The sequence below is a fragment of the Streptomyces sp. NPDC088147 genome, from assembly GCF_044741565.1.
GTDB lineage: Bacteria > Actinomycetota > Actinomycetes > Streptomycetales > Streptomycetaceae > Streptomyces.
In genome coordinates, this window is sequence record NZ_JBIUSY010000007.1 from 328,051 (window position 1) to 351,048 (window position 22,998).

A 22,998-nucleotide genomic window follows, 5' to 3' on the forward strand; every position below is an offset into this window, starting at 1 on the left:
GCGGCAGGACGGCGAGGACCCTGGTCGCCGGACGGGACGCGAAGTCGCCCGTCCGGCGAGGGTCTCCGGCGAGGGCCGGGGATCAGGCCGTGAGACCTTCAGGGGTCTGCGCGGTGGTCCCCAGGATCGCCCGCAGCTCCGCCGCGTTCGCCTGCGTGACCTTCCACAGCTCCCGCTGTCTGCCGTGTACGTCGGCGACGGACGCGGCGTGATCGTCCAGCAGCCCGAGCGCCCGTTCCGTCAGCACCGCCCCGAGGTTCTTGTCATGGACGGAGACGCCCCACTCCGGGCGCTCGATGTCGGACAGGAAGTACGCCATCTTGGGGTGCGAGATCAGGCTGATGATCGGCGTCCCGCAGCCGAACGGGATCATTCCCGCGTGCCCCCGCATCCCGATCACCAGCTTCGTACGGGCGTAGAGGTCCCGGATCTCGTCGTTCCCGGAGTCGTACATCGGGATCACCGGCAGCGAGATGCCGTGCTCGCGCCGTAGGTCGAAGGCGATCCGCTCGTCGTCCACCGAGTGCGCCACGCACTTCACCTCGGCGTGGCCGCCCAGCGCCCTTATCGCCTTGGCCAGTTCGGCGAGGAAGTGCCCGTAGTCATGGCCGAAGCGCAGCCCGGCCCGGTCGTAGGCGGCATTGACCAGGACGGTGTTCTCCCGGTGCGCCGGGTCCGTCCAGCCCTCGACCAGCTGCCGGGTGACGGTGGTCGGGCAGGGCTGGAAGCGCACCTTCTCGTGCAGTGCGGCGGGGAGCAGCGCGCGGACCTTCTCGATCGAGCCGTGGTTGCGGAGCCCGAAGAAGGCGGACCGTTCCACGAGCCTGCGCAGACTCTCGTGGAAGCGTTCGCGCCGGTAGGACTGTCCGTCGAAGGCGTTGAAGCCGACCGCGTACACCATCACGGGCACGTCGATCCGGTCGAGCAGCGCGTCGGGGACGTTCCACTGCCAGGCGCTGTTCCCGTTCGGCGCGGTGTCGGGGATGAACAGCCCGCCGCCCCCGATCACCAGCCCGCGCCGGGCGTTGACCCGCTCCAGCGCGGCTTCGTCGAAGAGCCGGTGCGCGTGGATCGAGTGCCAGCGGCGGGGTCCGGTGTCGGGGCCGAAGGTGAGCCGTACGGACTCGGGCAGCAGCTTGTCCCCGGCGTTGCCCTGCTGCGGCATGTAGTACGCGACATGGGCGAGCTGGTCCTCCGCGGCGCCCTCGCGCGGGTGCGGCAGCCCGGCGGGCGCACCCGCCGTACGGCGCTGCATCTGCCGCGCGCCCCGGTGGGTGGGGTCCGCGGAGAGCCCGTTCATGGCGTGGCGCTGTGCCGTGGCGTCGTCGCCGTGGATCCAGGCGATCTGGGCCAGCCGCGCGAAGGCGGTGGCGGCGCGCTTGGGGGCGGCGGTGGCCAGCAGCAGCTGGGCCTCGGCCTCCTCGTAGCGGGACAGGCTCATCAGGGCGTGCCCGAACACCTCGTGCGGCCATGCCTCGTTCACCGGGATACGGACCGATCCCAGCAGGTCGGCGGCCTCCTGGAACTCGCCGGCGCCGATATGGGCGAGCGCGACGCGGCGGGCGGTCTCGACGTCTCCGGTGCGGGCGACGTGCGGGGTCCCGTAGTGCACGATCAGATCGTGGTGGGGGGTGCCGTTCAGCGCGAGGTAGGCGGCGTGCAGCTCGGCGTCGGAGAGTTCGTACGCGCTCCGGTCGTCCTCGGAGTCGCCGATCGGGGCCTCGCCGCCGGGTTCCGGGTCCGTCTGCGCGTGGTCGCGCTGGATGACGAAGGTGTCGCCGGGGGTGAAGGCGACCGCCCCGTCGCGCAGCCGCAGGAGCGCGCCGAGATCGCCCCGTACGACCGTGCGCGGATCGAGGACGATCACGGTGTCGTAGTCCCGGATGACGGCGTCGACGTCGCGGATCACGGTGTCGTGGTCGCGGATACGGGGAACGTCGCCGCGCGAGCCGGTCCCGGACGGGCGCAGCTCGACGCGCGGGTGGAGCGCGTGGATACGGGCGGCGGAGGCGGCCGGCAGACCGGGCCCGCCGTGCAGGACGACGAAGTCCTCGCACACGCCCGGGTTGGACAGGGCGAGGCTGCGCAGCAGGGTCAGGAGGCCGGGCACATCGTCGTCGCCGCCGACGAGCGCGGCGAAGGCGACACGGCGCTTGCCGGTGAGCGAGTCCGCGGCCCTGGGGCTGGGAGTCGCGGGGCTGGGGGTCGCGGGGCTGGAGGTCGCTGGGTCGGGAGTCGCTGGGCTGGGGGGCGCGGGGCTGGGGGTCATCTCAGGGAAATCCTCATGTCGTTGACGCTCTGGGCGCGTTCCATGACCCATGCCTTCTCGCTGGTCCGCTCGCGCTCGGAGGTGACGGGTACGCGCATCGCTCCGGGCAGGCGGTGGACGCCGCTCTCGTAGAAGTCGAAGCCGAACAGATCGAGCGTGGGGCTGACATCCAGGAAATCGAGGAGCCAGAGGGTGTTGAACCCGCTGGTCGGGACGGACGGCCAGGCGTCCCAGTCGACCCCGCCGAGATGGCGCAGCGGCCAGCGCACCGACTCGTCGGTCACATACCGCTGGGCGCCGGGCACCAGCCGCTCGCGCAGCGAGTAGCTCCACTTCTCCGCGGACCCGCCGAACACCATGCGCGTGGTCACCGGCCGGTCCCAGTTGAAGCCGTGCTCGTGGGCGGTGGCGTGGAGATCGGTGCGCGTACCGGTGGCCGGCGCGTCGATACGGTACGAGCTGAACCGTACGACCAGGTCGTACGCGTCGATCTCCGGCCCCAGCGAACCGCGCCCGAGACTCTCGGAGTTGGCCACCAGACAGACGGACTTGCCCGCGATCAGATTGCGCAGCTCGCCGACGCCGATCCAGTCGGCCCCGCCGAGGGTGGGATCGGCGAGGGGCGGGCGCATCCGGTTCCTGCGCTGTTCCGCGTAGTGGCCGATGAGTTCGCGCAGCCGTGAGGCGTCGCCGTCGGCGGCGGCGATACGCAGGTCGAGGTACTGGCCGACGGCGTTCTGGAGTTCCCCGACCGGGTGCCGGTCGCGGCCCATGGCGAGCAGCGCGCCGACGAGCCGCGGCTCGGCCTGCTCGCGGTCGCCCTTGTCGTGCAGCCGCAGGCCCTCCTCCCACACGGCCCGCACCTCGGTGGCGGAGGCGGGCGCGGTCGCGAACTCCTCGGCGCGGGGGCACTCGCGGGCGAGCAGCCGCAGCATGTCCTCCTGCTGCCGGGCGGCTGTCCGCAGCCCGGCGAGGCGGGGGGCGACGCCGTACCAGTCGTCGTCGGTGAGCGCGAGGTAGCGCTCGTACGCCTCGACGGCCGCGAGTTCGTCGCCTGCTGCCTCCAGGGTCCTGGCCCGCAGCCGCCAGCCGGCCCGGGAGCTGCCGCGCTCGGCCAGGACGGTGGCGCTGATGAGCAGGGCGAGCGCCGGCTCGTCGCCGTCGCCGCCGTTTCCTCCGCCGCCGTCACCACACTCCAGGGCGGCGGTCCCGGCGGCGAGCAGCGCGTCGAACAGCTCGTTCCCGGCGGGCTCGGAGACCGCGGAGGCCGCGGAGGCATGGGCCGCGGCGTGGACGGTCCGGAGGTGGCGCAGCTTCGCGGCGAGATCGGCGCGCTTGCGGTTGTTCTCGGTACCGGCGGCCGCGAGCCTGTCGCTGTGCAGCGCGCAGGCGCGCAGGCACTCCTCCAGCTCCTTCGAGTCCCTGGGAGGCGTACCGTCCGGCGGCGCGGTGGCGGTGCTTCCGGCGTTTCCGCTCCGTCCGCTCCGTCCGCTCTTCCCGATCCTTGCGTTCTCGGCGTTCTTACCGCCGCGCCATCTCGGCCACAGTCTGCGGGCCTTCGTCATGCTGCTCCCGGCGTCTACTGCCCCACGGACAGATGGTGAGTGGGTGACAGGGTAGGAAATCTCTCCGCCCCGGAGGTGAACTCACACCATCGGTAAGGGGAACGAAACGCTTCGGACATCGGGGGCTGGTAGGGCGACTCTCCGTGGCCGCCGCGACGGAGAGTGACCGCGCGACGGAGGGTGACCGGGGCGCCACCTAGGCCGTGTCCGTCGGGCGGACCGTGAGGGCGATCCCCGCCACGACCGCCGCGAGGCCGCTCTCGAAGCCCTCCTCGTGATTGCCGAAGATCTCGTCGCCCGCGCCGGCGGCCAGCGGATACGCCGCCAGCCGTTCGGCGCGGGCGGCCAGGTCGATCCCCTCCGCGCCGGTCGCCCCACTGGCCGTGCCGGTGTCCGTGGCCGCGACCGGGAACATCGACTGCTCCTCGATGACGTAACCGATGGTGTAGCTGTACGCGGTGAACCAGGCGCGCGCCGCCGTCCGCGGGGTGAATCCGGACTCGGTGAGCCCGCGCAGATGGGCGTCCATGGTGGCCGCGTAACCGGTGTCCGTGAAGTGCGTACCGCTGTAGACCTTGGCGCCGTCGCGGTACCGCAGCAGATGGCCGCGCAGCCCGCGCATCGCCGCGGTGAGACCGTCCCGCCAGTCGGGGGCGGCGACGGCGGGCAGGTCGGCCGCCATCCGCCGGAACATCTCGGTCGCCATCTCGTCGAGCAGCGCCTGCTTGTCCTTGAAGTGCCAGTAGAGCGCGGGCGCCTTGACGCCGAGTTCCGCGGCGATGGCGCGCAGGGTCAGCCCTTCGAGGCCCACCTCGTTCAGCAGCCGCAGCGCGGTGCGGGCGACCAGCGTGCGGTCCAGTCGTGTCGTAGCCACCTTGACAATCTAACAGCGTTAAGCGCATCCTCGGCCGCATGGAACTTAACAACGTTAAGGAAGCGGTCGCCGACACCGGAGCCGGTCCTGCCCCGGTGGTCGACGTACTGATCGTCGGCGCCGGACCGACCGGCCTCGCCCTCGCCTGCGATCTGCGGCGGCGCGGGGTCTCCGTACAGGTCGTGGAGCGGGAGGCGCGGCTCTTCCCCGGATCGCGCGGCAAGGGCGTCCAGCCGCGCACGCTGGAGGTGCTGGACGATCTGGGCGTCGTGGAGCGGATGCTCGCGCACGGCGGCCCCGCGCCCGTCGGCATGGTCTGGCTGAACGGTGAGCGGCAGGGCGAGCACCGGATGTTCGAGGAGACGCGGCCGACGGCGGCGGAGCCGTACGCGGGCCCGTGGCTGGTGCCGCAGTGGCGTACGCAGGAGATCCTGTACGCGCGTCTGCGGGAAATGGGTGGCGGCGTCGCCTTCGGAACGGCGCTGACCGGTCTCGCGCAGGACGCGGACGGGGTGACGGCGGAGCTGTCGGCCGACGGCGGGGCGGCGGCCGACGGCGGGGCGACGGCAGTCGGCGCGACGGCGGCCGAAGCGACGGCAGTCGGCGCGCCCCCGTCCCGGACCGTCCGCGCGCGGTACGCCGTGGCCGCCGACGGAGGCCGCAGTACCGTACGGAGCCTGCTCGGCATCGGCATGACCGGCGAGACCGTCGACCCGGCGCCGATGCTGGTCGCGGACGTCCGGATCCCCTCGCTGGACCGGCTGAACTGGCATATCTTCCCCGCCGAGGACGGCTCGTTCCTCGCCGCGTGCCCGCTCCCCGGCACGGCCGACTTCCAGCTGACCGCCCAGTTCAAGGACGGCTCCGCGCCCGACACCTCGGCGGCGGGCGTACGCGCGCTGGTCGCCGCCCGTACGCATCTCGCCGCGTCCGAGGTCACCGACGTGCTCTGGTCCTCGGACTTCCGCCCGCGCGCGGCGCTCGCCGACCGCTTCCGGGACGGCCGGATCTTCCTCGCGGGCGACGCGGCCCATGTCCACTCCCCGGCGGGCGGCCAGGGCCTGAACACCAGCGTCCAGGACGCCTACAACCTGGGCTGGAAGCTCGGCCAGGTGCTGCGTCACGGCGCCCCGGCGGGCCTGCTCGACACATACGAACAGGAGCGCCGGCCCGTGGCCGCCGACATGCTCGGCCTGTCGACCCGGATCCACCGCGGTGAGGCCCGCCGTGGCGCGGCCACCCGCCAACTGGGCCTCGGCTACCGCGAAGGCCCGCTGTCCACCGGCGCGGCGGGCGCCCTGCGCGCCGGCGACCGAGCCCCCGACGGCCCGCTGCCCGACGGCACCACCGTCTTCGACGTCCTGCGCGGCCCGCACTTCACCCTGCTCGCGGTGGGCACGGCCCCCGAACTCCCGCCGCTGGACCCGGAACTGATCCGGGTGCGCGAGCTGGACGCGTACGCCCCGTACGGCAAGGGCCTGTTCCTCGTCCGCCCGGACGGTTACGTGGGATGGGCGGGCGACGACGCGCGGGGCCTGGAGGAATGGCTGCGGGGAGTGGGCGGAGCGGGGGAATCGGTGGCCCCGTACGCATGAGCCCGGGACACGCCAAGCCACGGGACCTCGGCTACCGCGTCGATTCCGCGTCCGGGCCCTGCTGGACGAGAACGAGCAGGACCGACTCCTCGCGCCAAGGCATACGAGGTGTCCGAGGTTCCGAGGTTCCGAGGTATGCGGTCAGCGGGACAGGACCCCGGCCGACACCCCGGCCGTCACTCCCCGGACGTCACTCTCCGGCCGACAAGCTCACAGCTTGCCGCTGATGACTCCGCGCCAGGTCCATCCCGCGCCCAGAACGGCGTCCTGAAGAGGGTCCTTCAGGTCGGAGCTGTCGAAGCTGAACGTCTCGGTCGCCTCGCGGTCGCCGTCCTCGCCCCCGCCGAGCGTCCAGCGCTTCGAGACCGTCTGCACCTGGCCGCGCTGGGCATCGGCCGCGAGGGCCAGCCTGGGGGTGTCACCGACCCACGAGACCTCGTACTGCTGGTCGAGCGAACGGACTTCGTTCTTCTCCGGGACCAGGCGCATACGGACCTGGAAGACCCGGCTCACCTGTGTGCGGACGAAGAAGGTCTGCCAGGCGGGGTCCAGGATGCGCCACTCGGCCACCAGATCGGCACCCTCCTCGCGGCCGTCCCGGATGACATAGGGGACGTCCGGGCGGTTGAGGCCGAGCAGAGCCGCGTGGACCTCGGCGGCGGAGCGCGGGGCGACACCGTCGGCGGGGCGCTTGGTTCCGGTCAGCTTGTCGAAGAGTCCCATGAAATCAACCTATGAGGAGTCGGTTTGCCGGTGCAAGGTCTGCCGGTACGAGGGTGCGTCCGCGCTACGAGGCCGCGGTGTCCGGGCGGACCGTGCGCACGAAGTCCTGGAAGTCGGCCACGACGGACGGGTGTTGGGACGCGGTGGCCGTCAGGACCAGGCGTACCACCGCCCGCTTGTGCGGATCGGCGACGTCCAGCATGGACAGGTACACCTGGGACTGGACGAGGTCGCGGGGTACGCCGCCGACGACGGTCGAGAGGGCAAGCGTCTGCGTGAAACCGGGTGCGTCCGCGGAGCCGATCTCGCGCCGTCCGGCGACCACGACCGACGTGGTGGCCTGGCCCAGGCGCTCCACGGACGCGTCGGCGATCTCCGCCAGCGTCGCGGTGTCCGGCCGGTACTCGCCGTCGATCGTGATGTTCGCGTTGAATCCGGCATCCGGTCGCGGATGCAGCGCGACGAACGCCGCGCCGGGCGCGCCGGCTTCATCCGGCCGTGCCGCGCGCCAGCCTTCCGGCAGTTCGAACTCGATCGGTACGGGCAGGGTCGTGGCCATCTCGGGGCCTCCTTACTACGGCAGCGGGTGTGCGAACGTACATCAGAACAGGCCACCGACCGCATTGCCGAACGCCCCGGCCGCATCGCCCACGGCACCGGCCGCGTCGCCGATGGCGTTGGCCGCGTCGCCCGCCGTGTCGGCGATCTTCCCCGGATCGACGGTGACTTCGAAGCCCACCTCGCCGCCGAGCCCGACCGCGACGCCCGTCTTCGCGCCGATGTGCCACTTGCCGTCCGCGCCCTTGCCGAACGTCGCCTCGGCCTCGGCGCCGATCCCGGCCCAGCCCTCGACCGTCGCGCCCGCCCCGATGCCGCCGATGTCCGCGCCGCCTCCGGCGCCGGCCTTCGCGCCGGCGAACGCTTCCGCACCCGCCTGCACACCTTCGAGGCCGACCCCGGCGTTGATGCCGGCCTCGGCGCCCGCCTTGGTCTCCGCCCGTCCGTAGACCCCGACGGGGCCCGCGTCGGCGGTGCCCTTGGCCGAGGCTTCGGCGCCCGCGAAGGCTCCGGCCTCGCCCCTGATGCCCTCGTTGGTGATGCCGCCGGCCGCGGAGGCCTTGGCGCCCACATAGGCTTCGGCCTCGCCCGCGAGCTTCATCGGGCCGTTGGTGAGTGAGCCCTCCGCGCTCGCGCGGCCGAGGTCGGCGTGCGCCTCGGCCTCCGCCAGCTTGCCGGCCGCCGCGTCGGGCCCGGTGGCGGATGTCCCGGTGCCGGGGCCGGAGGCGTCGGACTCGCCCTCGGCGACCCATCCGTCGGGCTTCGTGGCCTTGGGTTCCGGTTTCCCCGCCTTCGCCAGGTCGCCCTCGGCCTGCGCGTTGAACCCGCCGATCCCGATGCCGTCCGTCGAACCGTCGCTCGTCGCGCGGGCCAGCGCCCGCTTCACGCTCTGGTCGGCCTCGTCGACGGCCTTGACCGCCTTGGCGATCTCGTCGGTCCAGCCCTGCGCCTTCTCCCGGGCGTCGGCCTGGAGCCGGGGGTAGTCGGGGTCGTGATGGAGGGCGTACTTCTCCTGTTCGGAGAGGTTGTCGTACCCGACGTAGGTCGCCTTGCCGGAGCTGTCGACCTTGTATTCCTTCTTCTCCGCGTCGCGGACCAGGTCCTTGACCGCCTTCTGAAGGCGGGTCAGCTCGGTGTGCGCGTCCGTGAGGAGGCTGGCGATGGCCAGCGCCTCCTTCTTGGCCGCCCCGTACTCGAAGGCCGTGGCCGAGGCGTACTGCTGCTGCGCGCCGAAGGCGAGCCCCTGCCAGTTCCCGTTGCCGAGCACGCCCTGCACGTTCGTCTCGTAGCCGGTCTTCAGCTCACCGAAGCGCTCGCCCATCTTCTTCCACGCCGCGGACACGTCCGTGAGCGAAGACAGGTCGGCCGTCATCACGTCCTGATAGGTCAGCGTCATGGCCGGCCCCGTCACATCCCGTCGAAACTGCTGGGGGGCCGTATCGCGTCAGCCTGCGCGCCTATGGCGGTGTCCTGGTTCAGCAAGGTGTTCTTCGTGCCGTGCAGCCCGTTCAACTCCACCTGCAACCGGCCCATCAGCCGGGCCGCCTGCCCCTGCCAGGCGGTCAGCGCGTCGGAGACACCCTGGTCCAAGGCCCAGCCGGAGAGACCTTTCAGCCCGGTGTCCTCCTTCATCAGGGGACTCGCGGGGGCCACCGGGCCGACGAAGAGCGGTCGCACCGCCCCACCGCCCGCCGCCATGCGGGCGGCTACCTGGGTGTCCGGTATCAGGTCCTGTTCCATGTAATTCGTCGCGCGTTTCTTGTCGCTGGACGAACTGGCGAGTGTCGGCTCGCCACCGTTCCCGGATCCCATGGGCAACCCCCGTTGCGTTCATGCTGTGAAGCTTGTCGTGCACCTTATCGTCCGCTTCCGAAGCTCCGACGCCCCGGCCGTGGCTTGAAACATCTCGGGCACAAGGCGCGCACACATGAGGACGTTTGATGGGGTGACGGGGAGAAACGAGGGAGCGCGGAGAGAGCCGCGCATCGCGCTGAACCGATCCTTCACCGAGGGGAGTTGCGCGATAGCCTTGCCTCGCACGCGGAGAGCGCCCACCGGGCGTCCGTCAGCCCTGAGCCGCGGCCTCACGAGAGCGGACGCGGCCCCCCGCCACGTATGCTTCCTGCCGCTCCCTGCCAAAACCCCAGACCGGAGTCCACGATGCCCGCAAACCGGCTGTCCGCAGCGACGTCGATCCTCTCGGCCGTAGCCGCCGGCGCGCTGCTCGTCGGATGCTCGGCCTCAGTCGAGGTCGGATCGTCCACGCCGAAAATGTCCACGGACAAGCTGGCCACCACGGTCGCCGAGAAACTCGCCGCCACAACGGGCCAGCCCAAGCCGGACATCACCTGCCCCGAGGACCTCGCCGGAAAGGTCGGCACCACCACCCGGTGCACGCTCACGGCGGACGACGGCAGCACCCTGGGCGTCACGGTCAAGGTGACCTCGGTCGAGGGAGATCAGATCAACTTCGACATCAAGGCCGACGAAACGGCGTCCCCGGCCCCGAACTGACCGCCGCGCAGCGCCGGCATCAGGCGCCGCGGAGCCAGCCGCTCAGACGGGGAACTCGCCGTCCCTGACCGCCGCGACGAACACGGCCCAGCCGACCGCCGGGAAGAACAGCGCGGGGCCGTGCGGGTTCTTCGCGTCACGGACGGGGACATCCGCACAGCCGTCGGCTACTTCGAGGCACTCGCCCTGACTGCCGCCGCTGTAGCTGGACTTGCGCCACCCCACGACGCGCAGCGGACGCCGGACCTGGACGCGTGCGACGGCAGGGGGCTCGTGCTCGTCGCCGCGCTCGCCGATCGGTGGGCCCCCGCATCCCGCCGCCCCCCGGCGGCCCGCCGCCGTCAGGCGCTGCTGAGTGACAGCTTCACCGCGAAGCCCAGGAACAGCGCGCCCGCCGCCGAGGTCATCCCCGCCGAGAGGCGCTTACGGCGGCGGAAGCCGGCGGCGAGGCGCGTGCCGCCGAAGATCAGGGCCGACAGATAGAGGGCGCTGGCCACGTTCGCGAGGAGTCCCAGCAGGACGAAGGACAGCGCGGGGTGCGCGTAGCCCGGGTCGACGAACTGCACGAAGAAGGAGATGAAGAACAGGATCGCCTTCGGGTTGAACAGGCTGATCACCAACGCCCGGCGATACGGCCGCTCGGCCGGCGTCGGCGAGGCAGAGGCAGAGGCAGAGGGGGCGGACGTGGCCGCCACCGCATCCGCGCGCTCGTGCCGGGCGCGCCACAGCGACCAGGCCGCGCGCATCATCCCGATCGCGAGCCAGGTCAGATAGCCGGCACCGGCGAACTTCACGATGCCGAACGCCAGCTCATTGGCCTGGAGCAGCGACGCGACACCGGCGGCGGAGAGCACCATCAGTATGGTGTCGCCGCACCAGACGCCCGCCGCCGCGGAATAGCCCGCGCGTATCCCCCGTCGGGCCGCGACCGAGAGCACATAGAGCGAGTTCGGTCCCGGCAGAAGAACGATCAGTACGAGGCCCACCAGATAGGTCGGCAGATCAGTCACACCCAGCATGACCGGAGTGTCGCACATACGGACCAACCACCCGCACATGCGTCCCATCCCATGGACTCCTGGCGCCGCGCCGGGTCACCGACCGTCCAGGACGGGCTGTCACCAGCGAGGCAATCGTCTCCCCGCTCTCGTGGGATCCGCCCTCGTCGTGTCGCCGGTCGTCGTGGTGGCGTTGAGCCACTCCCGCGCCGCCCGCGGCGTGGCGAGGTGGATGACGTCGAGGGGGGCGAACCGGGGGTCGGCGCAGCGGGTGGCGATATCGGCCCTGCGATTCGCGTGCTGCGACCAGGCCCACCAGGCGGGGTGCTCGGGCTTGAACCAGTCGCCCACGGTTTCGACGTTTCCACCGAAGATCCGACGGCGGAACAGGGTGCGGGCCACTGACCGGCGCAGTACGCGGCGCATGATCACCGGGCGGGAGTGGTCGAGCCAGACGATGGTGTCGGCTCGGGACCACAACAGGTCGCGGACCTGCGGGTAACCGAAGGAGTCGAAGATCCATGAGGGGCCGGAGCTGATCCGCGCCACGTCCTCGAACAGGCGTGGGTTCTCCTCCCAGCGGGGGCCGGCGATGGCCAGCGCGTCCATCTCGTGAAAGGGGATCGCGGCGCGCTCGGCGATCGCGCGGGCCAGCGTGGTCTTGCCCGCACCCGTGCTCCCGGCGACCAGTACTCGTCTCATCGAAGGAACACTCTTCACCGGCGCACGCGAGGTCAAGTGGCTTATCGCGGAAGCGGGTGCGGTCGGGTTCCGAAGCCGCAGGAGCGGTCAGACGCGTTCCGGAGCCCGCGGAGCATGATCCGTTCCCCGCGCGACGGCAACGACGGTGCGTAGTCCCCGTTCCCCGGCGCGAGAAGACACTGCGGCGGCGAAAGGTCAGCGCGCGTCCGCCGGCACGTACGTCCCCCACACCTCCCGCAGCGCGTCACAGACCTCCCCCACCGTCGCCCGCGCCGCCAGCGCCGTCTTCATCGGAGGCAGCACGTTCGCGGTCCCCTCCGCCGCCGCGCGCAGTTCCGCCAGCGCACGGTCCACCGCGGACCGGTCCCGTTCCAACCGCAGCCGCGCCAGCCCGGCCGCCTGCCGGGCCTCGATCGCCGGGTCGACGCGGAGCGGCTCGTACGGTTCCTTCTCGTCCATGGTGAAGCGGTTGACGCCGACGACCACCCGCTCCCCGCTCTCCGTCTCGCGGGTGACGGCGTACGCGCTGCGCTCGATCTCGCTCTTCTGGAAGCCGCGCTCGATCGCGTCGACCGCGCCGCCCATCTCCTCGACCCGCGCCATCAGCGCGACCGCCGCGTCCTCGACGTCGTCCGTCATGCGCTCGACGGCGTAGGAGCCGGCGAACGGGTCGACGGTGGCGGTGAGGTCCGTCTCGTACGCCAGCACCTGCTGCGTCCGCAGCGCGAGCCGGGCCGAGGTGGCCGTCGGCAGGGCGATGGCCTCGTCGAAGGAGTTGGTGTGCAGCGACTGCGTACCGCCCAGCACCGCCGCCAGCCCCTGGACCGCCACCCGGACGAGATTGACCTCGGGCTGCTGCGCGGTCAGCTGGACGCCCGCGGTCTGGGTGTGGAAGCGCAGCATCTGGGACTTGGGGTCGCGCGCGCCGAACTCGTCGCGCATGACGCGGGCCCAGATACGCCGCGCGGCGCGGAACTTGGCGACCTCTTCGAGCAGCGTCGTACGGGAGACGAAGAAGAAGGAGAGCCGGGGCGCGAAGTCGTCGACGTCCATGCCGGCGGCGACGGCCGTCCGTACGTACGCGATCCCGTTGGCCAGCGTGAACGCGATCTCCTGTGCGGGCGTGGCCCCGGCCTCGGCCATGTGGTAACCGGAGATCGAGATGGTGTTCCAGCGGGGCAGCCGCGTGCGGCAGTACTGGAAGATGTCCGCCGTCAGCCGCAGCGACGGCTGGGGCGGGAAGATGTACGTGCCGCGGGCGATGTACTCCTTGAGCACATCGTTCTGGACGGTGCCGGTCAGGGCGGTGCCCGGCGCGCCCTGCTCCTCCGCCACCAGCTGGTGGAGCAGGAGCAGCAGCGCCGCGGGCGCGTTGATCGTCATCGACGTGGAGACCTGGTCGAGCGGGATCCCGTCGAACAGCACGCGCATGTCGTCGACCGAGTCGATCGCGACCCCGACCTTGCCGACCTCGCCGCTCGCGAGCGGCGCGTCGCTGTCGTACCCCATCTGGGTCGGCAGATCGAAGGCGACGGACAGGCCCGTCGTGCCGTGGGCGATCAACTCCCGGTAGCGGGCGTTGGACTCGGCGGCGGTACCGAACCCGGCGTACTGGCGCATCGTCCACGGCCGGCCGGTGTACATCGACGGGTGGACCCCGCGGGTGAAGGGGTACGCGCCGGGCTCGCCGAGCTTCTCCGCCGGGTCCCATCCCGCCAGCGCGCCGGGGCCGTAGACCGGTTCGATGGGCAGACCGCTCTCGGTCAGCCGTTCCCGCCGGACGGGTTCGCGTGCCATCTGCTCTGCTCCCTGCCTCCGCTGACGGTCCGTCATGACCGGGCCGGTCATGACGGACTGTAGCGGCGGGCGTACGGAGGGAACGGGGCACACGCGGGAACGGGGCACACCCAGTCGGGGACGGGGGGCACACGCGGGAACGGGGCACACGCGGGGAACCCGGCGTCCCGGCGGCCCGGCGTCCCGTACCGGTCGTACCAGTACGGGACGGACCGTCGTACCGGCTGTCAGCCCTGGAGCCGGGCCCTGCTCCGGGCCCGGCTGCGCTGCACCGCGCGGGTGATCACGGGCGGCAGCACGTCGATCGCGACGCGCCGCACCTTGGACCTGGTCGACCTGCGCCGGGGCGCGGCGGGGGCCGGGGTGGACGGGGCCGCCGACGCGGCCGGCTTCTCCGGCTCGGGCTCCGGCTTCGGCTCCACGTAGTACTTGGAGAAGGGGAAGTCCGGAGCCTTCATACCGCGCGACCTGAGCCGCACGATCCGGTGCCCGGCCGCCTGCTGGAGGCTCAGATCGCAGTCCGCGCGCTCCTGCGCCATGGCGATCAGTTCGTCCTGGATCGGCTCCGGGTCGTCCCAGGTGGCGTACAGCTTCTGGGTGCTCAGACAGATCGGGCGCAGACCGCGGTTGAGCACCGCCTCCCAGGCCGCGATGGAGACGCCGGGGGTGTGCTCCGAGCGGAAGTCGTCGAGGACGACGATGCCGCCGGGCAGCAGGATGTCCCGCGCCGCGCCGATGTCGCCGTACACATGCTCGTAGAGGTGCGAGGCGTCGATATGGACGAACCGGGCCGACTTCGGCTCGACTTCGTCGGAGATCACCGAACTGGGGGCCTGGAGCACCCGCGGCAGATCGTCGTGGAACGAGAGATAGTTCCGCTCGAACGCCTCCCGGGTCAGCGTCGCGTACGACTTCGCGGTCTCGGCGCCATTGGCCTGGTCGGGCGCCTCGGACTCGAACAGGTCACAGACGGTGAACTTCTCGCCGTCCCGGAGATGGTGGCCGAGGAAGATCGCGCTCTTGCCCATGAAGACGCCGAGTTCCAGCAGATCTCCGCGCTCGTCCCGCTCCTCCTGCCGGGTGAGCAGTTTCTCGAAGAGCACCTGGTCGAGCGGGGGAAACCAGCCCCGGACATCGTTGAGTTCGTTGGGGCGCGGCTTGTCTTCGTACGGGGTCGTCATGAGAGAACCTTCACGAGGAATCATCAGGAATCACGGATGATCGGGAATTACCGAAAAGCACACGAACGCGCGAGCGCACTGACACACCAGCGCACTGACCCGCCGGCGCACAGACGCACTGGCGGACTTCGGCAGACACGGATCACCGCCGGGCAGCCATGCGCGGGATCATGTCAGTCCGAACGGGCAGCATGGCCGGAAGTACTTTCATTTCGGGGAATCGCCTACTGGAATTCATCTCCCGGCAAGGGAAGATGACTCGGGTGCACGATTCCTCGCCCGCTTGGGCAATCGCCCCCTGCGGAGGACCGTCTGAGGGAACACTGAGGAACACATGCCATGGATCACGGGAGAAACCGGGGGACGCCGAAGATGCTCAGCACATCCGCCCTTCGCAGAGGGCTCGCCACAGCCGCCGTGCTGGCCGCGGGCGTCGGCTGTACGGTGCAGCCGGTCGCCGGCGGAGGGGCCGCCGACGGCAAGCCGGGCACGTTTCCCCTGACGACGGAGTTCACGCCCCCACCCGTACCGTCACCCTGGCCGTCGCCCACACCGCCGACGCCCCCCGCCGACGCGACCACGACGGCCCCGACGCCGACTCCCCGGCCGCCCCGGACCTTCACGCCGGCCCCGGACCCGACGCCGAGCCGGACCCCGTCGCGGCCCAGGGCGCTGATGGCGAACGGCTCGGAGAGCGAGCGGGTACGGGAGCTCCAGGCCAGGCTCCAGCAGACCGGTCACTTCGAGCTCAACCCGACCGGCTACTACGGCTCCATCACGGTCGACGCCGTCTCCTCCTTCCAGGAGGACCGCGGGCTGACCGCCACCGGCGCGACGGACGGGCTCACCTGGCAGCGGCTGGTCGGGCTGACCAGGAATCCGACCCGTGCCGAACTCCACCCGTCCACCAGCAGGCCGGTCGCCAAGCCCGATCCGGAGTGTCTGAAGGGCCGGGTGATGTGCATCAGCAAGAGCAGCCGCACGCTCTCGTGGATGATCGACGGCAAGGTCAAGTCGTCGATGGACGTGCGCTTCGGCTCGCAGTACACCCCGACCCGTGAGGGCGCGTTCTCGGTGGGCTGGAAGTCACGGGACCATGTCTCGACGCTGTACGACACCCCGATGCCGTACGCGATGTTCTTCAGCGGCGGCCAAGCGGTGCACTTCTCCGCCGACTTCGCGGCCCGCGGTTACGAGGGTGCCTCGCACGGCTGCGTCAATGTCCGGGACGAGAAGAGGGTCGCCGCGCTCTTCGACCAGGTCCGTACGGGCGACAAAGTGGTCATCTACTGGTGACCGGGCCCGCTGTACGGAACGAGAGGTGGCGCGGACGGGACCGGGGGAACGTGTCCCGCCCGCGCCGAGTGCGCTGAGCCGCAGGTACGGGGGGAACCCCGGCTCTATGCGCGGCCGATGACCAGTCGGCTCACTCTGTACTGCGCCGCGGCCCGCAAAAACGTCACACCAGATCTCCCGGAACCGTAAAGCTCCAGTTCAGGAGCGTGTGGGGAGCTATTCGTCAGATCTCGTGTCCACGCCCGGACGGACCGCGATCATGGCCGGATCCGGTCCCTGGTCCGGCACGCGGTCGGGCTACCCCTGGTCCGGCGCGGTGGTGGTGCTCGGTGACGGGACCGGCGTCCCGCTCGGAGCCGACGTCGGGGTCGGAGTCGGGACCGGGGTCGGGACCGAGGTCGGGGTCGGAGTCGGGACCGGGGTCTGCGTCGGGGGCTCGAACGGCGCGGGCGTCCAGTTGGGGGGCGGCGGGGGTGCTTGGTGCGTGGGCACGCCCGGCGATCCCACGAACCCTCCGCCGCCCCCCTTCCCGCTGTCGCCCTCGCCGTCGTCGCCCCCGTCGTCCTCGCCCCGGCCTCCGTTGCCGAGCTGCCCGCCCTTGTCGCCCTTGCCACCCTTGTCGTTGTCGAGGTGGTCGCGCAGGTCACCGTCCAGCAGCCGTGCGCAGAACCGCGCGGCCCCTTCCGGCCCCTTGGCCGCCGACTCCAGGGCCTTCTTGCGCTGCGGGTCCAGCACGCCGTCGCGGTAGGCGCGGCAGGCCTTGACGGTCTTCCTGAACCACTCGCCGGACGCGGTATCCGAGGTACGACCGGGCCACTGGTCCATGCCCGGCCCGTTCTTGCCGCCGTCGCCACCGTTTCCGTCCGTACCGTTTCCGTCCGTCTCACCGCGGTGGTCGCCCTTGAGCGCGCCACCGCCCCCGGAGGTGTGCGAGGGCGAGGGCGGCGGAGGCGGCGAGGACCGTTCCGTCACGGTCCCGCCCGGGGTCTCCGAGGGGGTGGCCGGGTCCCGGCTCCGGTCGGACGATCCGGAGACGAGCGGATCCGGAGAGGCCACCGAGGAAACGGAGTTGGCGGGGACCGGGTCGTGTCCGTCGCCGAAGATCGGGGGCAGTACGCCGACGCCCGCCGCGACCACGATGCCGCCGAGCGCACAGCCGGCCACCGCCGCCGCGAGTCCCCTGCGCATGGGGCGGGCGAACCGCGGCACGCCGACGGCCCGGGGCGCCAGCGCGATACGCACCGTACCGAGCAGATCCCCGGCGCCCGCGCTCACGGCCCCGCGGTCCCGGACGGCCTCGCCGCCCCGGACCGTCTCGCCGCCCCGGACGGCCTCGCGCGCGCCACCGCCCTCGGCCACCGCTTTACGGAAAGCGGCCAAGGCGGCGGCTTCGCCGGGAAGTTCCTCTTCGGAGGTTTCGTTCGCGTATGTTTCGTTCGCGTATGTGACGGCGCTCATGTCCCGCAGGGCCTGGGCGAGCTGTTCCGACCGTGCCCGGACGTGTTCGTCCCCCGTCTCGACAGGCTCACCGCGCAGCAATCTCTCCGCCGCGTCCCTGTCGAGCCACGGGTCTCGCTCGTCAGCCATCACATGTCCTTCTGCGTCCGCAGGCGCGAATCCGTCACACCCGCGGAGGCACCGGCTCCGGGCCGCACGGTGCGCTGAGGCGGTACGCCGCCGAGTCCGCCATCCCGACCTGGGGTACCCGGGGACGCGCCGGGAGAAGTGCCGGAAGCGCCGGGGTGCTCAGGGCCGTCGTCGGCGTCGAGCAGTTCGGCGAGACGTTTGAGTCCGCGGTGCGCGGCCGTCCGTACCGCGCCGGGCCGTTTGCCCAGCGTCTTGGCCGCGCTCTTCGCGTCGAGTCCGACCACCACCCGCAGGACGACGGCCTCGGCCTGGTCCTGCGGCAACCGCGCGATCAGCGCCATCGTCCGGCCGGTGGCGAGTGCTTCCATCGCCTCGTCCGCCGTGTCCGAGTCGGCCGCTTTCCCGGTCAGCTCGGTCTCGTCGGCGCCGATCGCGGGGCGCCTGCCGCGCATCCGTATGTGGTCGAGGGCGCGGTTCCGCGCGATCCGGGCGGCCCAGCCGCGGAAGCGGTCGGCGTCCCCGGTGAAGCGGTCGAGATCGCGGGCGATCTGCAACCAGGCCTCGGAGGCCACGTCCTCGGCGTCCGGCTCACCGACGAGAGTCCGTAGATAGCCCAACAGCCGCGGGTGCACCGCGCGGTACACAGTACGGAACGCGTCCTCGTCCCCGTCCTGTGCCGCGAGCACCGCGGCGGTCAGCTCCGCGTCGTCCCCCAGCACTCCCACAACCTGTCCTGAAATCGCGGCTGGTCACTGGCCGCGCCGCCCCACGCGAATCTGCACGCTACGGCCTTCCCGGGCCCGCGTCCATGACTTGTACAACCTGCAACAACCCGCTGACGTTCTGCGGTGTGACAGAAAACGCATCGGTGGCGCTGATAGGAGTACGGGGCCGTAACGCGGCTCCGCCGGACGGCGACCGGGGCCTCTCCTGTGGGGGGTGGCGGCCCCGGTCGTCCTCCCCTCGCCCCGTACGAACCACGCACATGCGGGCGAATGGATCCGGTCATCCCGCATGCCGGGCCTGCCGACGGCGGTCCGTGCCCTCCGGCACTCCGGCCCCCCGGGCGCTCCGGCCCCTCCGCTTTCACGGCTCCCCGCCGTCCGCTCAGCTCCCTGCCCGTGCGCGGCGCGAGACCACCGCGCGCAGCACCCGCTGCCCCTCGGTCGACAGGTCCAGGGCCCGGCGCACCCCGGCGGCCCCCGCCGTCTCGGCGAGGATCTCCAGGATCGCGATCTGGCGCCGCAGTTCACCGGCGGCCAGCGGCCCGATCCCGTCCGTGCTCTCCGCGCCGTCCGCCGCGTCCGTCACCGCGCCGCTGTCCTCGCGGCACCGCGCGAGCCGTTCCGCCGCGGCGGCGGGCCCGTCCTCGCCCACCGGGTCGAACTGCTGGTGGATCTCCAGCGCGACGACGGAGCAGGTGTCCGCCCAGGTCCTCAGCGGACCGGCCGCCCATTCCGAGGGCGCGGCACCGAGCATGGTCCGTACGAGCGCGGTGGTGACGTCGGGGGCCGGGCCGCACACGGCGTCCAGGGCGTCCCTCGACGCCGACAGCCGCTCCGTCCAGTCCCCTTCGCCGCTGACGACCCCTGCCCACAGCGGTCGCAGGACCTCGGTCTCCTCGGCGAGCAGCGGCAGGCACCGGTCGAGGCAGGCGAGCCCGCTCGCGGCGAGGCCGCGCTCGTCCGCCTCTGCGATCAGCTTCACCAGGCTCATTCACGTCTCCCGTCACGGACGCAGTACTGCCCCCTTGCCCCCTACTGCGTCGAACGGCTGGAATACGTCACTCGTAGATCGTCCGGAACGCGCCCTCGGCTCGCTCCGGACCGGCTGAACCCGGGCTAAACGCGCGGTTTTTCCGGTAAGCCCGGGATTCCGAGCCCGTCGAGAAGGCGGAAGAACAACTCCTCGGCGAATGATTCCGGCCGCTCCAGGCGCAGTACTTCGAGGAGCGTCCCGGGCTCCACGGCGGCGCTCACCGCGCTGCCCGCCTCCGTGGACCAGGCGACGGCCCGGCGCGTCGCGTCCTCCGCCGACAGGAAGAGTTCTTCGAGAAGCATGTCGTTCACGGCGAGATGGCGGGCCATCGGCTCCCGCGCCAGACAGGCGTACCAGGACCCGCTCTCGGGAGCCGCCGCCTCCACCGCCACGCATGCGCTGCCCATGACGAAGCCGAAGAGCACCGGCGATCCCATGGCCCTGGCCAGCCCGCCCATGTCACCGATGTCGGGCTCGCTGGGGTGCCGCCACACCTGCCAGCCGTCCGACCGTTGCTGATGGAGCGTCAGATTGTGGCGTACGGCCGCCAGCGCCGGCTGCTCGGCGAGCGGACGCTCGCTCCGGCCCAGCACGAAATAGCCCCAGAAACCCATGTTCCGCTCCCCCGTACGTACCCACGCATATGTGGGCTACAGCCTCACCCGGTCCATCAGGCACCGGCCTCGGGCGGCACGGATCCACCACAAGGCCGCCACTTCTCGTCCACAACGCGGCGCGGCAGGCGCCGTCACTCCCGCGCCTGCCGCGCCCCGCCCCGGCGCCGTCCCGGCTGGTCATCCGGCGCTGGACACCTTCGCCGCCAGCGACTGGAACGCGCTCCAGCTCAGCGTCGGTCTGGCCGGGTTCCACAGCTTCTGGGACGTGGCCGCCAGCGGCAGCCTGATCCCGTTCGCCACCTGGTCCTGGGTCTGCGCGTTCGGGAAGTCGCCCCAGACCGCGAACAGACCGCCCTGGATCTGCTTCGAGTACCGCTCGGGCACCGGCGTCGTCCCGCGCAGGACCAGCGGGGTCCACTCCTCGTAGATCCGCTTCCCGGTCGGGTAGACGAAGTTGTTCGGCTGGCCGAGCACGTAGTACAGGTACTCGTCGTTGAAGTTCACGACCTTGCGGCCCTCGTTCAGGTACTCCACGGGAGGCCGGGCCCCGATCTCCCGGCCCGTCCAGTACTGGACCTCCAGGGCGGGATCGGCCTTCACGACGCCGCCCCTGAAGAGGCCGTCGTTCCAGACCTTGAGCGTCTTCTTGTACGGAGCGAGCGCCGCGGCACGGTCGTTCGTCCAGGCGGTCGTCAGATCCTGGACCTTGGCGTTCGGCCCGTACTTCTGGACGGCGAGCTTCGCCAGCTTCGGGTACGACGCCTCGGGATTCGGCACCACCAGCGCCTGGTACTCGTCCGCGCCGAGGTTCCAGTACGGCCCGTTGAACAGCTGGGCGAACTCGCGGTCCAGTTCGTCGATGAGCTTCCCCGCCGCGGGCTGCGAGATGTCGATCGCGCCCTTCGTGGGCACCCCGTTCACGTTGCGCAGCTGGAGCGAGGGGTAGGCGCGCAGGACCGCTCCCAGATGTCCCGGAGAGTCGATCTCCGGGACGACGGTGATGTGCAGCTGTTCGCCCAGCTCCAGGATCTTCTTGACGTCGGCCCGGGAGAGATGCTGCGCGGAGACGATCTCCGGGTGGGTCCTGGACTCGATGCGGAAGCCCTGGTCGTCGGAGAAGTGCAGACCCAACTGGTTGAGCTTGAGGTCGGCCATCTCGCGCATCCGGGCCTCGATCCAGCCCGGCGTGTAGTACTTGCGGGCGATGTCGAGGTTCAGCCCGCGCTGCGCACGGGCGGGACTGTCCTGGACGACGCCCTCCGGCATCACGCCGTCGGCGCGTATGGACTGCTTGAGCGTGCGGGTGCCGTAGAAGACCCCGGCCTGGCCGGGTCCGGTGATCCGCACCCGGCCGCCGCTCGTGGTGAGCGTGTACGACTCGGCGGAGCCGCTGCCGCTCTTCAGCGCCAGCTCGACATCGCCGGCCCGCGCCTCGACCGCGCCCCGGTAGCCGATCTTCAGCTCCTTGGCGAGCAGCTTGCCCTCGTCGGCGAGGCCCTCACTGCCCTTGGCTATGACGACCCCGCTGTTCGAGGCGGGTCTCCAGCCGGGACCGCGCGCCGCCTCGTGCTTCCGTACGGAGGGTATTCCGCGCGGCGAGGAGGAGAGCGGATACGACCGTGTGGGTGACGGCGTGGCGCTCGCGGCGGAACGGTCCGCCTGGCCCGAGGCGGCCGCCGAGCGCGACCGCGCGTCCCCCGGTGAACCGGAACCCGTGCCCGTGGAGCCACACGCCGACACCGAGACGGCGGCGGCCAGCGCGACGACCGCTCCGGCGGCTCGGGCACCCTTTGATGGCGACATCACTCAAACCTCCTGTGTGCGGCTGTCCAGCGAAAGTGCGACATGATTACGGCGAAGGTCGCACGGCGACGTCCATCTCGCGCGTCGAAACTCTCCCATCCGGGTGAAAATCGCGCATCCGTCGGACGTCTTCCGCGGGGTGTCGATAACGTTTACGACGCATTTGCCACTCCGTGCTCAACCGCACCGTGCGTGAGCACGTCTGCCAGTACGCCTGTGCCCGTACGTCTGTCGTCTCGTCCGCCCATCGCGTGCCTCACGCACTGCGCATGTCGCATCACTTCTGTCGCACCGCAGCCGTCACACCGCAGCCGTCCCGCCGCGTTCGAGGAGCCCACGCTGTCCCGCGCGTCCCACACCGGCCATACGACCGGTCATACGACCGGCCACATGACCTGCCCGACGAACGACCCTATGACCGCCCCTGCACATGACCCCGCCGACGCCCGCGCGAACGGGACCGTTCACGGTACCGACGCCCGCGCGAACGGCCCCGGCGCGGTCGTGGACGGCCGCACGAACGGCCTCCGCCGTTTCAACGCCCTCCCGCCGGACATCGCGGAGGCCGCGCTGCTCGTCTGCTGCGGCAGCCGCCGGTGGGCCCAGCGGATGGCCGCGCACCGCCCGTACCACGATGTCGACTCGCTGCTCGCGGCCTCCGACGAGGCGAGCTACGACCTCTCCCACGCCGACCTCGCCGAGGCGCTCGCCGCCGAGGCGTCCTCGGGGCCGCCCCACAGCGCGCCGGCCGCGGCCAGGACGGCGCTGCGCGCCGCGCACGCCGCGTACGAGAGCAGCTTCGGACACGCCTTCGTGATCAGCCTCGACGAGCACCGCCCGGAGGAGTACCTCGACCAGGTCCTCGCCGGTATCCGCGCCCGGCTCGCCCACGAACCGGACCACGAGAGATCCGTCTCCGCCGACGAGCTGCGCCGACTCGCCCGGGGCCGGCTGGCCCGGCTGCTCACTTCCGGGCCGGACGGAGCGGCCCACCGCGCCGCCGCCGGGCCGACGGGCCCCACCGCGGGAGTGGCCGACCTCACCCCGGGGGCGACCGGCCTCACCACCGGAGCGCCCGGCTCCCCCGCCGCCGGCTCCGCCGCCTAGGGCGTGTTGCGAAAGTCCCGCCTGGCCCGCGACGCCCGGCACGCACACTCGCCG

The 22,998-nt window shown here is 71.6% G+C and carries 21 protein-coding genes; 4 read left to right on the forward strand and 17 right to left on the reverse strand.

Annotated elements, in window-relative coordinates:
* Positions 1–82: 82 nt before the first annotated feature.
* The 3 genes from ACIOGX_RS25085 to ACIOGX_RS25095 form a co-directional block, all read right to left on the reverse strand.
* Entirely contained in the window at positions 83–2,269 is a 2,187-nt protein-coding gene (locus ACIOGX_RS25085) for a polysaccharide pyruvyl transferase family protein (protein ID WP_401916361.1), read from the reverse strand.
* Positions 2,266–3,834, reverse strand: a complete 1,569-nt coding sequence (locus tag ACIOGX_RS25090) for a hypothetical protein (RefSeq protein ID WP_401916364.1) — start codon at positions 3,832–3,834, stop codon at positions 2,266–2,268. Before ACIOGX_RS25090 ends, ACIOGX_RS25085 begins: the two co-directional genes overlap by 4 nt.
* Before the next feature lie 196 nt (positions 3,835–4,030).
* The gene (locus ACIOGX_RS25095) at positions 4,031–4,717 is read right to left on the reverse strand and encodes a TetR/AcrR family transcriptional regulator C-terminal domain-containing protein (protein WP_401916676.1); all 687 of its coding nucleotides are present in this window, start codon (positions 4,715–4,717) and stop codon (positions 4,031–4,033) included.
* Between the two features lie 29 nt (positions 4,718–4,746).
* Between ACIOGX_RS25095 and ACIOGX_RS25100 the strand changes: the two genes are divergently transcribed.
* A complete protein-coding gene (locus ACIOGX_RS25100) occupies positions 4,747–6,303 on the forward strand; it encodes an FAD-dependent monooxygenase (RefSeq protein ID WP_401916368.1) in 1,557 nt (518 codons plus the stop codon).
* Positions 6,304–6,513: 210 nt separating this feature from the next.
* Here the strand turns inward: ACIOGX_RS25100 and ACIOGX_RS25105 are convergent, their stop codons facing one another.
* The 4 genes from ACIOGX_RS25105 to ACIOGX_RS25120 form a co-directional block, all read right to left on the reverse strand.
* The gene (locus ACIOGX_RS25105) at positions 6,514–7,026 is read right to left on the reverse strand and encodes a hypothetical protein (RefSeq protein ID WP_129770721.1); all 513 of its coding nucleotides are present in this window, start codon (positions 7,024–7,026) and stop codon (positions 6,514–6,516) included.
* Between the two features lie 64 nt (positions 7,027–7,090).
* Entirely contained in the window at positions 7,091–7,585 is a 495-nt protein-coding gene (locus ACIOGX_RS25110; RefSeq protein WP_356515897.1) for a hypothetical protein, read from the reverse strand.
* 42 nt (positions 7,586–7,627) lie between these two features.
* The gene (locus ACIOGX_RS25115) at positions 7,628–8,980 is read right to left on the reverse strand and encodes a hypothetical protein (protein WP_401760610.1); all 1,353 of its coding nucleotides are present in this window, start codon (positions 8,978–8,980) and stop codon (positions 7,628–7,630) included.
* An 11-nt stretch (positions 8,981–8,991) separates the two neighbouring features.
* Positions 8,992–9,396 (reverse strand): hypothetical protein, encoded by a 405-nt coding sequence (locus tag ACIOGX_RS25120; protein WP_356515893.1) that lies wholly within the window; start codon positions 9,394–9,396, stop codon positions 8,992–8,994.
* Positions 9,397–9,744: 348 nt separating this feature from the next.
* Here ACIOGX_RS25120 and ACIOGX_RS25125 point away from each other — a divergent pair, with 348 nt between their 5' ends.
* Positions 9,745–10,098, forward strand: coding sequence for a DUF4333 domain-containing protein (locus ACIOGX_RS25125; protein WP_356515891.1), 354 nt, complete (start codon positions 9,745–9,747; stop codon positions 10,096–10,098).
* Positions 10,099–10,140: 42 nt separating this feature from the next.
* Here the strand turns inward: ACIOGX_RS25125 and ACIOGX_RS25130 are convergent, their stop codons facing one another.
* The 5 genes from ACIOGX_RS25130 to ACIOGX_RS25150 form a co-directional block, all read right to left on the reverse strand.
* A complete protein-coding gene (locus ACIOGX_RS25130; protein ID WP_401916679.1) occupies positions 10,141–10,332 on the reverse strand; it encodes a DUF397 domain-containing protein in 192 nt (63 codons plus the stop codon).
* Between the two features lie 107 nt (positions 10,333–10,439).
* Entirely contained in the window at positions 10,440–11,117 is a 678-nt protein-coding gene (gene leuE / locus ACIOGX_RS25135) for a leucine efflux protein LeuE (protein ID WP_401916372.1), read from the reverse strand.
* A 99-nt stretch (positions 11,118–11,216) separates the two neighbouring features.
* On the reverse strand, positions 11,217–11,798 hold the full coding sequence (locus tag ACIOGX_RS25140) for an AAA family ATPase (protein WP_356515887.1): 582 nt from the start codon (positions 11,796–11,798) through the stop codon (positions 11,217–11,219).
* Between the two features lie 195 nt (positions 11,799–11,993).
* Positions 11,994–13,595, reverse strand: a complete 1,602-nt coding sequence (locus ACIOGX_RS25145; protein WP_401916375.1) for a methylmalonyl-CoA mutase — start codon at positions 13,593–13,595, stop codon at positions 11,994–11,996.
* A 227-nt stretch (positions 13,596–13,822) separates the two neighbouring features.
* Entirely contained in the window at positions 13,823–14,776 is a 954-nt protein-coding gene (locus tag ACIOGX_RS25150) for a class I SAM-dependent methyltransferase (RefSeq protein ID WP_387017424.1), read from the reverse strand.
* A gap of 372 nt (positions 14,777–15,148) precedes the next feature.
* Between ACIOGX_RS25150 and ACIOGX_RS25155 the strand changes: the two genes are divergently transcribed.
* Entirely contained in the window at positions 15,149–16,072 is a 924-nt protein-coding gene (locus tag ACIOGX_RS25155; protein WP_401916378.1) for a peptidoglycan-binding protein, read from the forward strand.
* 297 nt (positions 16,073–16,369) lie between these two features.
* Here ACIOGX_RS25155 and ACIOGX_RS25160 read toward each other — a convergent pair whose 3' ends face one another.
* From ACIOGX_RS25160 to ACIOGX_RS25180, 5 genes are all read right to left on the reverse strand, one after another.
* A complete protein-coding gene (locus ACIOGX_RS25160) occupies positions 16,370–17,659 on the reverse strand; it encodes a hypothetical protein (RefSeq protein ID WP_401916381.1) in 1,290 nt (429 codons plus the stop codon).
* Positions 17,659–18,378, reverse strand: coding sequence for an RNA polymerase sigma factor (locus ACIOGX_RS25165; protein WP_356515960.1), 720 nt, complete (start codon positions 18,376–18,378; stop codon positions 17,659–17,661). Before ACIOGX_RS25165 ends, ACIOGX_RS25160 begins: the two co-directional genes overlap by 1 nt.
* A gap of 388 nt (positions 18,379–18,766) precedes the next feature.
* On the reverse strand, positions 18,767–19,375 hold the full coding sequence (locus ACIOGX_RS25170; RefSeq protein ID WP_356515877.1) for a hypothetical protein: 609 nt from the start codon (positions 19,373–19,375) through the stop codon (positions 18,767–18,769).
* A 125-nt stretch (positions 19,376–19,500) separates the two neighbouring features.
* Entirely contained in the window at positions 19,501–20,031 is a 531-nt protein-coding gene (locus ACIOGX_RS25175; protein WP_401916384.1) for a hypothetical protein, read from the reverse strand.
* Between the two features lie 180 nt (positions 20,032–20,211).
* Positions 20,212–21,837 carry a glycoside hydrolase family 20 protein gene (locus ACIOGX_RS25180; RefSeq protein WP_384773551.1) on the reverse strand — a complete coding sequence of 542 codons (1,626 nt, stop codon included), beginning with the start codon at positions 21,835–21,837 and terminating at the stop codon, positions 20,212–20,214.
* Positions 21,838–22,227: 390 nt separating this feature from the next.
* On the opposite strand from ACIOGX_RS25180, the gene ACIOGX_RS25185 reads away from it, so the two are divergent.
* A complete protein-coding gene (locus ACIOGX_RS25185; RefSeq protein WP_401916387.1) occupies positions 22,228–22,944 on the forward strand; it encodes a 2-oxo-4-hydroxy-4-carboxy-5-ureidoimidazoline decarboxylase in 717 nt (238 codons plus the stop codon).
* Positions 22,945–22,998 lie beyond the last annotated feature (54 nt).

Bases quoted from the DNA above. Each gene is read 5' to 3' on its own strand.
- ACIOGX_RS25105 (WP_129770721.1), bottom strand. From the start codon at position 7,026: ATGGGACTCTTCGACAAGCTGACCGGAACCAAGCGCCCCGCCGACGGT.
- ACIOGX_RS25110 (WP_356515897.1), bottom strand. From the start codon at position 7,585: ATGGCCACGACCCTGCCCGTACCGATCGAGTTCGAACTGCCGGAAGGC.
- ACIOGX_RS25180 (WP_384773551.1), bottom strand. From the start codon at position 21,837: ATGTCGCCATCAAAGGGTGCCCGAGCCGCCGGAGCGGTCGTCGCGCTG.
- ACIOGX_RS25175 (WP_401916384.1), bottom strand. From the start codon at position 20,031: ATGGGTTTCTGGGGCTATTTCGTGCTGGGCCGGAGCGAGCGTCCGCTC.
- ACIOGX_RS25155 (WP_401916378.1), top strand. From the start codon at position 15,149: ATGCTCAGCACATCCGCCCTTCGCAGAGGGCTCGCCACAGCCGCCGTG.
- ACIOGX_RS25100 (WP_401916368.1), top strand. From the start codon at position 4,747: ATGGAACTTAACAACGTTAAGGAAGCGGTCGCCGACACCGGAGCCGGT.
- ACIOGX_RS25185 (WP_401916387.1), top strand. From the start codon at position 22,228: ATGACCTGCCCGACGAACGACCCTATGACCGCCCCTGCACATGACCCC.
- ACIOGX_RS25125 (WP_356515891.1), top strand. From the start codon at position 9,745: ATGCCCGCAAACCGGCTGTCCGCAGCGACGTCGATCCTCTCGGCCGTA.
- ACIOGX_RS25115 (WP_401760610.1), bottom strand. From the start codon at position 8,980: ATGACGCTGACCTATCAGGACGTGATGACGGCCGACCTGTCTTCGCTC.
- ACIOGX_RS25140 (WP_356515887.1), bottom strand. From the start codon at position 11,798: ATGAGACGAGTACTGGTCGCCGGGAGCACGGGTGCGGGCAAGACCACG.
- ACIOGX_RS25145 (WP_401916375.1), bottom strand. From the start codon at position 13,595: ATGGCACGCGAACCCGTCCGGCGGGAACGGCTGACCGAGAGCGGTCTG.
- leuE (WP_401916372.1), bottom strand. From the start codon at position 11,117: ATGCTGGGTGTGACTGATCTGCCGACCTATCTGGTGGGCCTCGTACTG.
- ACIOGX_RS25090 (WP_401916364.1), bottom strand. From the start codon at position 3,834: ATGACGAAGGCCCGCAGACTGTGGCCGAGATGGCGCGGCGGTAAGAAC.
- ACIOGX_RS25120 (WP_356515893.1), bottom strand. From the start codon at position 9,396: ATGGGATCCGGGAACGGTGGCGAGCCGACACTCGCCAGTTCGTCCAGC.
- ACIOGX_RS25150 (WP_387017424.1), bottom strand. From the start codon at position 14,776: ATGACGACCCCGTACGAAGACAAGCCGCGCCCCAACGAACTCAACGAT.
- ACIOGX_RS25160 (WP_401916381.1), bottom strand. From the start codon at position 17,659: ATGGCTGACGAGCGAGACCCGTGGCTCGACAGGGACGCGGCGGAGAGA.
- ACIOGX_RS25170 (WP_356515877.1), bottom strand. From the start codon at position 19,375: ATGAGCCTGGTGAAGCTGATCGCAGAGGCGGACGAGCGCGGCCTCGCC.
- ACIOGX_RS25085 (WP_401916361.1), bottom strand. From the start codon at position 2,269: ATGACCCCCAGCCCCGCGCCCCCCAGCCCAGCGACTCCCGACCCAGCG.